This window comes from Streptomyces sp. NPDC048290, assembly GCF_040652095.1.
Taxonomy (GTDB): domain Bacteria; phylum Actinomycetota; class Actinomycetes; order Streptomycetales; family Streptomycetaceae; genus Streptomyces.
The window spans coordinates 83,783-96,818 of record NZ_JBEZLM010000014.1 but is presented as its reverse complement, the minus strand read 5'-3'; the positions used below and the strand labels follow the sequence as shown (position 1 = coordinate 96,818).

General features: G+C 72.7%; 14 protein-coding genes. 6 read left to right on the top strand and 8 right to left on the bottom strand.

Going from position 1 to position 13,036, the window contains the following annotated elements; genetic code table 11:
- Window positions 1-14: 14 nt before the first annotated feature.
- Entirely contained in the window at window positions 15-1,289 is a 1,275-nt protein-coding gene (locus tag AB0D49_RS24490; RefSeq protein ID WP_362761270.1) for an FAD-dependent monooxygenase, read from the bottom strand.
- Between the two features lie 194 nt (window positions 1,290-1,483).
- Here AB0D49_RS24490 and AB0D49_RS24485 point away from each other — a divergent pair, with 194 nt between their 5' ends.
- From AB0D49_RS24485 to AB0D49_RS24475, 3 genes are all read left to right on the top strand, one after another.
- Window positions 1,484-2,101, top strand: coding sequence for a TetR/AcrR family transcriptional regulator (locus tag AB0D49_RS24485; protein ID WP_362761040.1), 618 nt, complete (start codon window positions 1,484-1,486; stop codon window positions 2,099-2,101).
- An 86-nt stretch (window positions 2,102-2,187) separates the two neighbouring features.
- A complete protein-coding gene (locus tag AB0D49_RS24480) occupies window positions 2,188-2,700 on the top strand; it encodes a DinB family protein (protein WP_362761038.1) in 513 nt (170 codons plus the stop codon).
- A gap of 177 nt (window positions 2,701-2,877) precedes the next feature.
- A complete protein-coding gene (locus AB0D49_RS24475) occupies window positions 2,878-3,369 on the top strand; it encodes a hypothetical protein (RefSeq protein ID WP_362761036.1) in 492 nt (163 codons plus the stop codon).
- Window positions 3,370-3,596: 227 nt separating this feature from the next.
- Here AB0D49_RS24475 and AB0D49_RS24470 read toward each other — a convergent pair whose 3' ends face one another.
- The 7 genes from AB0D49_RS24470 to AB0D49_RS24440 all read right to left on the bottom strand — a co-directional run bounded on the left by AB0D49_RS24470 (window position 3,597) and on the right by AB0D49_RS24440 (window position 9,919).
- On the bottom strand, window positions 3,597-4,181 hold the full coding sequence (locus AB0D49_RS24470; RefSeq protein WP_362761034.1) for a hypothetical protein: 585 nt from the start codon (window positions 4,179-4,181) through the stop codon (window positions 3,597-3,599).
- 158 nt (window positions 4,182-4,339) lie between these two features.
- On the bottom strand, window positions 4,340-5,023 hold the full coding sequence (ung, locus tag AB0D49_RS24465) for a uracil-DNA glycosylase (protein WP_362761032.1): 684 nt from the start codon (window positions 5,021-5,023) through the stop codon (window positions 4,340-4,342).
- Between the two features lie 126 nt (window positions 5,024-5,149).
- Window positions 5,150-6,730 carry an ABC transporter substrate-binding protein gene (locus AB0D49_RS24460; protein ID WP_362761030.1) on the bottom strand — a complete coding sequence of 527 codons (1,581 nt, stop codon included), beginning with the start codon at window positions 6,728-6,730 and terminating at the stop codon, window positions 5,150-5,152.
- A 210-nt stretch (window positions 6,731-6,940) separates the two neighbouring features.
- Entirely contained in the window at window positions 6,941-7,738 is a 798-nt protein-coding gene (locus AB0D49_RS24455) for an SDR family oxidoreductase (protein WP_362761027.1), read from the bottom strand.
- A 30-nt stretch (window positions 7,739-7,768) separates the two neighbouring features.
- Window positions 7,769-8,530: a 3-oxoacyl-ACP reductase FabG gene (fabG, locus tag AB0D49_RS24450; protein ID WP_362761025.1), complete on the bottom strand. Its 762-nt coding sequence runs from the start codon at window positions 8,528-8,530 to the stop codon at window positions 7,769-7,771.
- Window positions 8,531-8,708: 178 nt separating this feature from the next.
- Window positions 8,709-9,158, bottom strand: coding sequence for a DUF3037 domain-containing protein (locus AB0D49_RS24445; RefSeq protein WP_362761023.1), 450 nt, complete (start codon window positions 9,156-9,158; stop codon window positions 8,709-8,711).
- Entirely contained in the window at window positions 9,155-9,919 is a 765-nt protein-coding gene (locus tag AB0D49_RS24440; protein ID WP_362761021.1) for a HipA family kinase, read from the bottom strand. The genes AB0D49_RS24445 and AB0D49_RS24440 overlap by 4 nt, the downstream gene beginning before the upstream one ends.
- A gap of 157 nt (window positions 9,920-10,076) precedes the next feature.
- Between AB0D49_RS24440 and AB0D49_RS24435 the strand changes: the two genes are divergently transcribed.
- The 3 genes from AB0D49_RS24435 to AB0D49_RS24425 all read left to right on the top strand — a co-directional run bounded on the left by AB0D49_RS24435 (window position 10,077) and on the right by AB0D49_RS24425 (window position 12,943).
- Complete coding sequence (locus AB0D49_RS24435) at window positions 10,077-11,420, top strand: acyltransferase (protein WP_362761019.1); 1,344 nt, start codon at window positions 10,077-10,079, stop codon at window positions 11,418-11,420.
- A gap of 333 nt (window positions 11,421-11,753) precedes the next feature.
- Window positions 11,754-12,614 carry a transposase gene (locus AB0D49_RS24430; RefSeq protein ID WP_362761017.1) on the top strand — a complete coding sequence of 287 codons (861 nt, stop codon included), beginning with the start codon at window positions 11,754-11,756 and terminating at the stop codon, window positions 12,612-12,614.
- The gene (locus AB0D49_RS24425; protein WP_362761015.1) at window positions 12,611-12,943 is read left to right on the top strand and encodes a hypothetical protein; all 333 of its coding nucleotides are present in this window, start codon (window positions 12,611-12,613) and stop codon (window positions 12,941-12,943) included. The genes AB0D49_RS24430 and AB0D49_RS24425 overlap by 4 nt, the downstream gene beginning before the upstream one ends.
- Window positions 12,944-13,036: the final 93 nt, after the last annotated feature.

Below are 13,036 nucleotides of genomic sequence, written 5' to 3'. Positions count from 1 at the left end.
CGTCTCCCTCTGGTTCAGTTGCCCGGCCGCTCGCCCGCCGTGGTCTGCCCGGAGCATACGGTGTCGCCGTGGGCGGACTCCGGTCGCGTGTGCGATTCCCGCGGCGGACGCCAGTCGGCGATCCCGTCGAAACCCTTCAGGAACAGCGCGGGCCCGGCCTTCGACAGCACCAGCAGCACGGTGTTCCGTACGACGACGGCGGTGCGGCTGCCGGTCAGGTTGAGCCGGGCCACCCGTACCGCCTGGCGGGTGATCCGGGTGGTCCTCGGCAGCCGGGCGGCGGAGTAGGCGGCGAGGTCGGCGCGGTGGTGGGCGAGCACGACGGCGTCCTCGATCGCCTGGTTGCCGCCCTGTCCGAGGGTCGGCGGCATGGCGTGCGCGGCGTCCCCGACCAGCCCGACCCGGCCGCGGTGGTGGGCGGGCAGCGGCTCGGCGAGGTGGTGGACGTCATGGCGCAGCACGTCCTCGGGACGGGCGGCGGCCAGCACGGCGGGGATCGGGTCGTGCCAGTCGCCGTAGCGGCGCAGCAGTTCGGCGCGTTCGTCGTCGGCCCGCTGCCCGGCGGGCGCGAGAGCGGCGGCGTACGCGTACACCCGGCCGTCCTTGAGGGGCTGGGTGCCCCAGATCCGGCCGCGCCCCCAGGTCTCATGGGCGGCGAAGGCGGTGCCGGGCAGCGGGACGACGATCCGCCAGGTGGTGAAGCCGGAGTAGACGGTTCCGGGGTGGTCGGGGAAGAGCGTGGCGCGGACGGCGGACCGGATGCCGTCGGCGCCGACCACCAGGTCGGCCGTGAACTCCCGGCCGTCGGCGGTGCGGACCCGGGCGGGGCGGCCGGGGTCCGCCGGGTCACCGGGGTCGGTGACCCGGGCGTCCGCCGCCGTACGGACCGTGCCGTCGGGGAGCCGGGCGGCGAGGGCGTCCACCAGGGTGGAGCGGTGCAGCAGCACGAGCGGTCCCCCGAACCGCTCGGCCACCGCTTCGGCGCTGGACCGGGAGAGCCAGCGCCCGTGCGGGGCGCGCACCCCGCCGTCGCCCTGCCAGGCGGCCAGCGCGCGGATCTCGTCGCCCAGCCCGATGACGTCGAGGGCGCGCAGGGCGTTGGGGGCGAGCGAGATCGCGGCGCCGACCGGCTCCAGGGACGGGGCGCGCTCCAGGACGGTGACCCGTACTCCGCGCTGGTGCAGGGCCACGGCGGCGGTGAGTCCGCCGATGCCGCCGCCGACGACCACGGCGGTCCCGACCCCGCCCGGGTCGCCGGTCCCCCGCCCGTTCCCGCTCGTCCGGTGCATGTCGTCCATGGCTCCTCCTCAGACACCGCCGCGCTCACTACATCCGTAGTGACCCCTGCGGTTGACGGTACTACAGGTGTAGTGAGAGTGGTACTACAGGCGTAGTGGCAGCGGCTAGGGGCGCAGCGGCGGCGGCTGGCGCGGCATAGCCGCGTCTCCCACTACAGGCGTAGTGGGAGCGGTAGATTGCCGTCATGGCCGAACGCCCCGCCCCAGCCCCAGAAGACCCAGCCCCCGCCCCCCACGCGCGTGCCGAGCTGGTCGCCGACACCGCCATCGCCCTGCTCGCCGAGCGCGGGATGCGCGGGCTGACCCACCGCGCGGTGGACGAGGCCGCCGGACTGCCGCAGGGCTCCACCTCCAACCTGGCCCGTACCCGCCAGGCCCTGCTGGAACTGGCGGTCCACCGGCACGCCGAGCGCGAGGCACGGGTCCTGGCCCTCGGCGAGATGCCCGGCCCGCGGCGCGGACCGGACGCCGTGGCCGACGCCCTGGCCCTGGCGGTGCACCGCACCCTCACCACCCACCGCGAGCTGCTGGTCTCCCGCTACGAACTCGCCCTGGAGGCCACCCGCCGCCCCGCGCTGCGCGCCTTCTACGACGCCACCGGCGCCGTCTTCCGCGAACAGCTCACCGCGCTGGTGACCGCGCTGGGCTCGACCGCCCCCGAACGGCACGCGCTGTCCCTGATCGGCTGGACCGACGGGCTGATGTTCACCTGCGTCGCGGGCTCCTACAGCGCCCGCGTCCCGGACCTCGCGGAGCTGCGGGCCGGACTGCGGGAGCTGCTGCGGGGCATGTTGGCCGACTGACCTGCGCCGAGGCGCCGACGCCGGGTCCGGGCGCCCGCCCCGATAAGACGTGGCCATGACCCGCCGCGCCGGGCCAGGATGCCTCCATGACCATCGAACGCAGTGAACCCGCCAAGACCGCCGCCGAACGCGCCATGCTGGACGGCTGGCTCGACTTCCACCGGGCCACCCTCGCCGCCAAGTGCGAGGGCCTGGACGACGACCAGCTGAAGACCGCGTCGGTGCCGCCGTCCTCCCTGACCCTGCTGGGGCTGGTACGGCACATGGCGGACGTGGAGCGCGGCTGGTACCGCAGGGTGCTGGCCGGGGAGGACGTCCCGCCGATCCACTACACCGAGGACGATCTCGACGGCGACTTCCGCACCGGCCCGTCCGACACCTGGCAGGAGGCGTACGCCACCTGGCAGCGCGAGATCGAGGTCGCCCGCCGCCACGCGGCCGGGTTCGCCCTCGACGACCTCGCCCGGGGCGAGCACCACCGCCACAAGGAGCCGTTCAATCTGCGCTGGATTCACACCCACATGATCGAGGAGTACGCCCGCCACAACGGCCACGCCGACCTGCTCCGCGAGGCGATCGACGGGAAGACGGGCGACTGAGGAGGGTCACGGGGAACCCCGGCGGGCGGCGGGACCCGCCCGTCGGCCGGGGCGCGGGTCCGGCCGCCGGTCGGGACCCGGGTCCCGCCGCCGGTCGGGGCGCGGGCATCACCCGTGCGGGTCATCCTGCGCCTGTCCGGTGCGGGGAAACCGGCGGGAGCCAGCAGAGTGGCGCGGGTGCATCGAACGACGACCACCGCCACGCTCCTGGTCACCGTGGCCGTCTCGGCCCTCACCGGCTGTACGACGGTCCACCGCCCGGCCGCGCCCGCCCCGGCGGCGACCCCCGTACGGCCGCCCGTGCCGGAGCCCGACGGAAGTTCCGGCACGCAGGTCGTGCAGGCACCGGCCCGTGAGGCGCTGGAGATGATCGGTCCCGACCGGCCGTCCAGCGCGCCGCCCGCGCCCCCGGCCCGCCGTTCCGTCCCGCCCCCGGTCACCGCGCCCCCGCCGCCCGCACCGGCGGCCCCGCGCGCCGCGCCACGTCCACGCACCGACCCGCCCGCGCCCCGGCCACCGCGACGGACGAGCGCCGCGCCCGATCCCGCCGCGTCGATCGAGCAGGAGGTCCGGCGGCAGACGGACGTCTGCGCGCTGGGACGGCGGTACGGCGGCTGGGACCCGAACAGCCCGGAGGCGCGGATCTGCGAGCGGACGTACGGGCGCTGACGCGGGGTGCGATGACCAGTCGTCGTGACCGGACGTCGTGACCGGGCAGCGTGACCGGGCAGCGTGACCGGACGTCGTGACCGGGCAGTGGAACAGGGCGTCCAGGCAGGGCCTCGCGGCCAACGACACCGCACCGCCCCAGCCACCGCCCCACCACCCGACCGCCCCGGTCACCTCACCGCCCGCGTCACCCCACCACCCCGACATCCCGCCCCGCCCCGCCCACGTCAGGGCCGCTGCCGTGGCGGCCCCCACGGCGACCCCCCACCACTCCCACCACCCCCACCACTCCCGTACCCCTCCCCCTCCCCCTCCCCTTCCCCGTAGTCCCCCCCGGCGCTTTCCGCGAGGCGGGCCTCCAGGCGGGCGAGCGCCGCGCGGACGCCCCGGCCGTAGGCGTCGTCGGACAGCTGGGCGCAGGCGCGGCGGGCGCGGGCGGCGTGGGTGCGGGCGGCGCCCGTGCGGTCGAGCTTGAGATAGTCCTCGGCCAGGTTCAGATGGAGCGCGGGATAGAGGGCCCGGACGGCGACCGCGCCGCCGTGCTCGGCGGGGCGCAGCGCGGTCAGTTCCTCGGCCGCCGCCAGCGCCCTGAGGTCCCAGGCGAGTTCGTCGGCCGGGTCGTCCTGGGTGTCGGCCAGATAGTGGGCCAGGGTGCAGCGGTGCAGCGGGTCCCCGTACTCACCGGTCTCGGTCCACAGGTCCAGGAGCCGGGTGCGGGCCTCCTCGCGGTCCCCGGCGTGATGGAGCATGACGATCTGCCCGATCCGGGTCAGCACGGCGTCCGGCGCCGACTGCTTCTGTCGCTCCGTCACCACGGCCTCCGCGCGCTCGCCGACTGTCCGGTCCGACGCCGGGCCCGGATGGGGCGCCCCGGCGTCGCGACGCCCGGCACGCACCCTAACCGCCACCCGGGGCGATCACGCTGAGGCGGGTCCGGGCCGGTCCGCACGGGACCGGCCCGGCGCAGGGCTCAGCCCAGGTTGGGCACGGTCCAGTCGATCGCGGTGTGGCCCTGGCGGGCGACGGCCTCGTCGATCTGGGTGAAGGGGCGGGAGCCGAAGAACTTCTTCGCGGAGAGCGGGGAGGGGTGGGCGCCCTTGACCACGGTGTGCCGCTCCTCGTCGATGAGGGGGAGCTTCTTCTGCGCGTAGTTGCCCCACAGGACGAACACCGCCGGGTCGGGCCGGTCGGCGACCGCGCGGATCACCGCGTCGGTGAACTTCTCCCAGCCCTTGCCCTTGTGCGAGTTGGCCTCGCCGGAGCGGACCGTCAGCACCGCGTTGAGCAGCAGCACGCCCTGGCGGGCCCAGGGCATCAGATAGCCGTTGTCCGGGATCGGGGTGCCCAGCTCCTGCTGCATCTCCTTGTAGATGTTGCGCAGGGACGGCGGGATCTTCACACCGGGGCGGACCGAGAAGCACAGGCCGTGGCCCTGGCCCTCGCCGTGGTAGGGGTCCTGGCCGAGGATCAGGACCTTCACCTCGTCGTACGGCGTGGCGTCGAGGGCGGCGAAGACCTCCTCGCGGGGCGGGTAGACGGGGCCGTTCGCCCGCTCCTCCTCCACGAAGTCCGTCAGCTCCTTGAAGTAGGGCTTCTGGAGCTCGTCGCCCAGTACTCCGCGCCAGGACTCGGGCAGCATGGCGATGTCGGTCACGTCAACTTCCTTACGCTGTACGGTCACTTCGAGGTGCCGGGTCCGGTGGACCGGTCCTCAGGTGCTGGTCCCCGAACCTACAGGCGGCCACTGACAATCGGCGCCGGGGGCGCCGGGCGGCCGTGGCTACCAGCTGGTCTTCCGTGACAGCGTCCACATCATCATGATCGTCGACGGGTCCAGGGCCTGTTCCCCGCCGGAGATCTCCTCGCTGGCGGCGATGAACTGCTTGCCCTGCCACAGCGGCAGCAGCCGGGCGTCGTCCACCAGGATCTGCTGGGCCTCCTCGAAGTCCCGTACGACCTGGGCGCGGTCGCTCTCGCGGCGGGAGCGGGGCAGCAGGACGCCGGTGATCTCGGGGGCCGGGTAGGGCGTGCCCAGCGCGTTCTGGTCGCCGACGAAGGGGGCGATGAAGTTCTCGGCGTCGGGGAAGTCGGGGAACCAGCCCCGCCCGAACACCGGGTACTCGCCCTTCTGGTAGCCCTCGACATAGGTCTTCCAGGGGCGGCTCTTGAGAGTGATCTGGAACAGCTCCGACGCCTCCAGCTGCCGCTTCAGCTCCTTGAAGAGCACGGCGGTCTCGGAGCCGTAGCGGTCGGTGGTGTACCAGAGGGTGAGCGGGACCGGGGTGGTGATCCCGGCCTCGGCGAGGATCTCGGCGGCCTTGTCGGCGTCCGGGTCACCGTAGTCGTCGAAGAAGCCGGTGGTGTGTCCGGTGAGGCCCTTGGGGACCATGGAGTACAGCGGTTCGACGGTGTCCTTGTAGATGTGGTGGGCGATGGAGGGGCGGTCCACGACCTGGGCGACGGCCTTGCGGACGGCGGGCTTCCCGGCCATCGGGTCCTTGGGGTTGAAGACCAGGTAGCTGATGTCGGTCCCGGCGCCCTCGACCAGCTGGAGCCCGGAGTCGGGGTCGACGCGCTGGAGGTCGACGATGTCGTCGGCGGCGAGCCCGCGGTAGGTGATGTCTATGCGCTTGGTCTTCAGGGCCTGGACCATCTCGCCGGAGTCCTGGAAGTAGCGGATGGTGACGGCGTCGTTGCGGCGGTCGGCGTAGCCCTTGTAGCTGTCGTTGCGGACCAGCCGGGCCTCGCTGTTCTCGGTGTAGGAGGCGAGGCTGTACGGGCCGGACCCGGTGACGGAGCCGCCCTCGCGCAGCGAGCCGGCCGGGTAGTGCTCGGGGTCGACGAGGGACATGGCCGGGGTGGCGAGGACGAACGGGAAGGTGGCGTCGGAGGTCTTCAGCCGGAACAGCACCTGGTCGTCGCCCTCGGTGTCGACCTGTTCGAGGCTGCCGAGGAGCCCGGCGGGACCGCCGGGGTGATTGATCCGCAGGATGCGGTCGAACGAGTGCTTGACCGCGGCGGCGTCCAGCGGGTGGCCGTCGGAGAAGGTGAGGCCGTCGCGCAGGGTGCAGCGGTACGCGGTGTTCGAGGAGTCGGTGAACTCGCACTCCTCGGCGGCGTCGGGCTGCGGGGTGGTGGCGCCGTTGGGGTAGCTGAGCAGGGTCTGGAAGATGTTGCGGTACAGCTCCCAGGAGCCGTCCCAGGAGGCGGCCGGGTCGAGGGTGCTGGGCACGCTCATGGTCCCCACCACGATCGGCTCGCCGTCGCCGTCGCCGTTGTCCGAGAACAGTCCACATCCGGTCGCCAGGGACAGGGACGCGATGGCGGCGACTGGCCGCAGGCATCGGTTCCGCTTGAACACGCGCTCGCTCCTCGATCTGCCATGCCCAGGGTTGGCAGACCCTACCGCAGCCCAATGCCGCGTGAACCGTGCTTGAACGAGCCAATTGATCAACTTTTCAATGATTACGTTGTCATGGCTGAAATGCCCCTCAAGTGACCCCCTTTGGGCAGGACATGGGCGCCCCTTCCGTCAAGGGAAGGGGCGCCCGGGGCGGAGGCGGAGAGGGGGTCAGCCCACTCCGGCATTCAGGAAGAGACCGCCGTCCACGGCGAGGGTCTGGCCGGTCACCCAGTCCGCCTGGTCGGAGGTGAGGAACGCGGCGGCGCCCCCGATGTCGGAGGGCACGCCGAGCCGCCCCAGCGGGTACGCGGCGGCGGCCTCCGCCTCCCGGCCCTCGTACAGCGCCTGGGCGAACTTGGTCTTCACCACGGCCGGGGCGATGGCGTTGACCCGCACCTTGGGGGCGTACTCGTGGGCGAGCTGCACGGTCAGGTTGATCATCGCGGCCTTGCTGATGCCGTACGCGCCGATGAACGGGGACGGGGCGAGGCCCGCGATGGAGGCGATGTTGACGATGGCGCCGCCGTTGTCCCGCTGCCAGGCGTGCCAGGTCTTCTGGGCGAAGCCGAGGGCGGAGACCACATTGGTCTCGAACACCTTGCGGGCCACGCCCAGGTCGAGATCGGCGAGCGGGCCGAAGACCGGGTTGGTGCCGGCGTTGTTGACCAGGAAGTCGACCCGGCCGAACGCCTCCATCACCCGCTCCACGGCGACCGTCTGGTGGGCCTCGTCGTGGGCCTTGCCCGGGACGCCGATCGCCCGGTCGGGGCCGAGCCGTTCGACCGCCTCCTTCAGGGCGTCCTCGTCGCGGCCGGTGATGCACACCCGGTCGCCGCGCGCGACCAGGGCCTCGGCGACGCCGTAGCCGATACCGCGGCTGGCGCCGGTGATCAGCGCCACCTTGCCGGAGAGCGCGGGGAGTTCCGTGGGGAGCCCCGTGGGGAGTTCCGTGGGGAGTTCGGTCATGTCCATGTCCTCCAGGTTCCGGGGTCGCCGCTAGTCGAGGGGGCCGCCGGCCACGTACAGCACCTGGCCGGAGACGAAACCGGCCGCGTCGCCGGTGAAGAACGCGATGGCGTTGGCGATGTCGTCGGGCTCGCCGACGCGCTGGACGGGGATCATGGTCGCGGCGGCGGCCTTGAAGTCCTCGAAGCCCATGCCGACGCGTGCGGCGGTGGCGGCGGTCATCTCGGTGGCGATGAAGCCGGGGGCGACCGCGTTGGCGGTGATGCCGAACTTGCCCAGCTCCTTGGCGAGGGTCTTGGTGAAGCCCTGGAGACCGGCCTTGGCGGCGGAGTAGTTGACCTGGCCGCGGTTGCCGAGCGCGGAGGACGAGGAGAGGTTGACGATCCGGCCGAAGCCCGCGTCGACCATGTGCTTCTGACACGCGCGGGACATCAGGAAGGCGCCGCGCAGATGGACGTTCATGACGGTGTCCCACTCGGCGACGCTCATCTTGAACAGCAGGTTGTCGCGGAGCACCCCGGCGTTGTTGACCAGGATCGCCGGGGCGCCCAGCTCGGCGGCGACCCGGGCGACGGCGGCCGCGACCTGGGCCTCGTCGGAGACGTCGCAGCCGACCGCGAGGGCGCTGCCACCGGCCTTGGTGATCCGCTCCACGACGTCCGCGCAGGCGGCCTCGTCGAGATCGAGGACGGCGACGGCCCGGCCCTCGGCGGCCAGTCGTACGGCGGTGGCGGCGCCGATGCCGCGCGCCCCTCCGGTGACGATCGCGACCCGCTGATCGGTGGTGGACATGGCTGCTACTCCTCGCCCTCGGGGATGCGGCTCCCGCGGCCGACCGACCCCTTCGGTGAGCGACCGCTTAGTACCTTCGGCAGGAGGTGACGCTAGAAGCCCCGGCACCCGGTGTCAACGGGGCACGGGCCGATGTGATCCACACCGCCATGGCGCCACCCTCGTGGCCGGTGGCCGCTCAGCGCACCAGCAGGTCCAGCAGACGGCGGGTCTCGGCCACCGGGTCCCTGGTCAGACCGGTGTGCACCGGGCCGGGCTGGACCATCGCGGAGCGCGGGGCGACCAGCCAGCGGAAGCGCCGCCCGGCGTCGTCGGCGCCCGCCGGTCCGGCCTGCTCCCCGCCCGCGCACACCCGCTCCACCGCGCCCAGCGCCGCCCGCACCCCCGCCGCGTCGGCCGCCGGGTCCAGGGCGAGCAGCCGGGCCTCGTCGAGATGGGTGAGGGCGCCCACGTACCCCTGGGCGCGGCAGTAGAGCAGGACGCCCGCGTTGATGCGCTCGCCGCGCTCCACGCGCGGGACGACCCGCAGCAGGGCGTACTCGTAGACGTCCCGGTCGCCGCCCTGGCCCGCGCGGGTGATGTGGCGCTCGGTCATGGCTCCGGCCACGTTGATCCGCTGCTCGCTCACCGGGTCTCCTCCAGGCCGTGGATGTGTTCGTGGACGGTGGCGGCGCGGGCGAGCAGCGGTGCGGCGTAGGCGCGGCGCAGGTCGTCCGGGATGTCGAAGCCGGGTTCGCCGGTCAGCCAGGCGTCCGGGACGGCGGCGGTGACCTCGGCGAGGAGGTCCTCGGTGACCCGGGGGGCGAGGTCCGCGGCGGCGGCCCGGACATCCGGGGCGAAGGAGCGCAGGGCGTGGTCGGCGGCGTCGTAGGGGCGGGCGGCGGAGGTCTGGGCGCCGGGCCAGTTGTGGTGCCAGATCAGGGTGGCGCCGTGGTCGATGAGCCAGAGGTCGCCGTGCCATCGCAGCAGATTGGGGTTGCGCCAGGAGCGGTCGACGTTGGTGACCAGCGCGTCGAACCAGACGACCCGGCCCGCCTCCTCGGGGCTCACCTCGAAGGCCAGCGGGTCGAAGCCGAGGGCGCCGGAGAGGAAGTCCATGCCGAGGTTGGTGCCGCCGCTGCCCTTGAGGAGTTCCTGTACCTCCGGGTCGGGCTCGCCCAGCCCGAGCACGGCGTCCAGCGCGACCGTCACCAGCCGGGGCACCCGCAGCCCCAGCCGGCGGGCCAGTTCCCCGCACACCACCTCGGCGACCAGCGTCTTGCGGCCCTGGCCCGCGCCGCGGAACTTCAGCACGTACGTCCCGAGGTCGTCGGCCTCGATCAGACCGGGCAGGGAACCGCCCTCACGCAACGGTTCGATGTAGCGGGTGGCGGTGACCTCTCTGAGCATCGCCCCAGGCTATAGGGCCCGGCTCCCCGTGGATCAGCGGCAGGGTCACCTCGTGCGACCGGGCAGGACCGGACCGCGCACTCGCGCGTGGCCGGGGGCCCGGACACCGGCGTCCCCGAGGCGTTGTCCGCACGGGGACGCGCGAGACCATGGAGGTGTGGCGGCGGAACGGAACCGCTCGGCGGATCTGCTGAGGGTGTGTGCCATCGGGGCGGTCGTGCTCGGTCACTGGCTGCTGGTGGATGTCACCTACCGTGGTGGCACATTGTCCGGGCTGGACGCCCTCGACTACGTCGGGTGGGGACGCTGGCTGACGCTCCTGTTGCAGGTCATGCCGGTCTTCTTCCTGGTCGGCGGGTATGCCAACGCGGTCTCCTGGACAGCGCACCGGGCGGCCGGCGAGCAGGGATGGCACTGGGTGCGCGGCCGGGCGGCGCGACTGCTCTGGCCCACGTCGGTGTACATCGCGGTGTGCGCGCTCGCGGCAGTCGTCGCCCGGAGCGCGGGCCTCGAACCGTCCGTCGTGAGCCTGGCGGGCTGGCTCGTAGCCCTCCATCTGTGGTTCCTGCCGGTCTATCTGCTGCTGATCGCCCTGACACCAGCACTGCACGCGGCACATCGCCGCTGGGGCGCGGCGGTACCCGCGGCGATGGCACTGGGCGCCGCAGGGGTGGACGCACTGGTGCTGGGCCCGCACCTTCCGGTGGTCGGGTTCGCGAACTATCTGCTGGTGTGGGGAACGATCCACCAGTGGGGGTTCGCCTGGCAGGACGGCCCACTCACCACCCCGCGGTGGCGGTGCCGCGCTCTGGCCGCGGCCGGTGTCGTGCTCCTGTGCGCGCTGACCGGTCCCGGCCCCTTTCCCGTCGACATGATCGGCGCCGGGACACGCGTGGGGAACACATCCCCGCCCTCGATCGCCCTGCTGGCCTTCGCCGCCGCCCAGACCGGCCTCGTCCTCATGGCCGAACCCGCCCTGCGGCGCCTGCTCACCCGCCCACGGCTGTGGGCGAGGGTCTCCCGGCTCAACCGCGCCGTCATGACCGTCTATCTGTGGCACATGGTTCCCGTGCTGGTGGTGGCCGCCGCGTTCTACCCCACGGGTCTCGCCCCCCAGCCCGCCATCGGTTCCCTCTCATGGCTGGCGCTGCGCCTTCCCTGGCTCGCCTTCCTGAGCGCGGTTCTCGTACTCCTCACTCCTGCCGTCCAGTGGGCCGAGCGCCCCCTGCTGAGCCTCCCCGAAGGAGTGGGCAAGGTGGGTTGGTGGTCGCCGGTGCTCCTGCTGTGCGGCCTGGGGGCGCTGGTACCAGCCCTCGTCGCCCTGGCTGCCGGCGGATTCGCCCGTGCCGGGCACCTCAGTGCGGGACCACTGGCGCTGTACGGCCTTGGATTCCTGGCCGTCGTATGCGCGGGTGCCCCGGGCCGGGGCTCGGCGGGTGGCCTGCCGGAGGGGCGCGTCAGCTCAGAAGAAGCAGGCGGGAGGAAGGGTCCGGCCAGGTGACCCGGGCGGCGGGCCGGTGCCCGAATCAGCCTGTATGGCGGGCCCCACAAGGTTTCGCGAGGCTGGCCTGGGCCGTGTCGGACGTGCTTCCCGTCACGCTGCGGACGCTGGTCCGGGGCTGGGCGAGCCCGGGGGTGGCCAAGGGGTGGCCGCGCGTGCAGCGGGCGCGCGAAGGGGTGGCCACGGTGTGCGCTTCTTGATCACCTGTCCGAGCAATGCTCAGGACTTGTGGATCGGTGCGGGGAGGGACGCGGAGGGCGTACCTTCCCGAAATGATCCCTTGAAGGTCTCCGAGTAGGCCCGCGTTGCAGCGCGGGTCGGGAAGGCACGTCCGTGCTTCGCGTAGTCACCGATGACACTTCGACTCAGTCCGGCTTCCTGATCGACGAGATCGTCCGCGAAGGCGCCCGGCCCATGCTCGCCGCCGCGCTGGAGGCGGAAGTCGGCCAGGACATGGCCGAGTTGGCTGCCGAGATCGACGAGTGTGGCCGCCGTCTGGTGGTCCGCGACGGTCACCACCGGCCCCGCACCGTGGTCACCGCAGCCGGCCCGGTCGAGGTGGAGGCCCCACGGATCAACGACCGGCGGGTGGATGAAGCGACCGGCGAGCGCGGGCGGTTCTCCTCGAAGATCCTGGCTCCGTGGTGTCGCAGGTCGCCGAAGATCAGCGAGGTGCTGCCGCTGCTCTATCTGGCGGAGGTCTTCCCGACCGCCCGCCACCAGCGCTGCCGGGTCCACAAGACCCGAAATGTCATGAACGCACTCCCGAAGTCCGCACAGTCGGGCGCCACGAAGGCGATGCGGGAGATCTACAACGCCGAGGACCGCAGCCACACGGAGAAGGCGGTCGAGGAGTTCGCCCGCACCTACGGCACGAAGTGGCCCAAGGCCGTCGCGAAGATCACCGACGACCGGGATGTGCTGCTGGCGTTCTACGACTTCCCAGCCGAGGACGGGATCCACCTGCGGACCACGAATCCGATCGAGTCGACGTTCTCCACGGTCAAGCCGCGGACCAAGGCCGCCCGCGGTGCCGGCAGCCCGGCCGCGGCCCTCGCGATGGTGTTCAAACTGGTCGAGTCCGCCCAGGAACGCTGGCGCGCGATCACCGGCGCCCACCTCGTCGCCCTGGTCCGCTCCGGCGCTCGCCTCAAGAACGGCGTCCTGGTCGAGCGCACCGAGGTGGCGGCATGACCAAGTCGTCCGACCCGGTCGGCCACAGGGTCGAGGTGGAACTGCAGATCGACCAGGTCACCATCGTGACTCCGGCCGAGGCCACCGCGACGGTGCGGTGCGTGCTCGGACCCGTTCGCCGCGGTGCCCGCTTCGACCGGATCCGCGACTCGGCAGAGGCCATCGACCTGGAACTGACGCAGATCCTGGCCTACCGCCGCTCCGTTGAGGAACTCGACCCCGTCCACACCGCGCTCGTCACCCTCCGAGGCGCAGGCGTTCAACACCTCACGTCAGCCTTCCAGGGCTCCCGATGGCAGACCATCCGGGGAACCAATCCGCTGCCGTAACCAAGCCATCCACAGGTATTGCCTCTTGCTGGACGAGGAGCAAGCGGTGACCCCACCCACACCCTGCGCTGTACGTCGGGTGTGGGTCCAGTC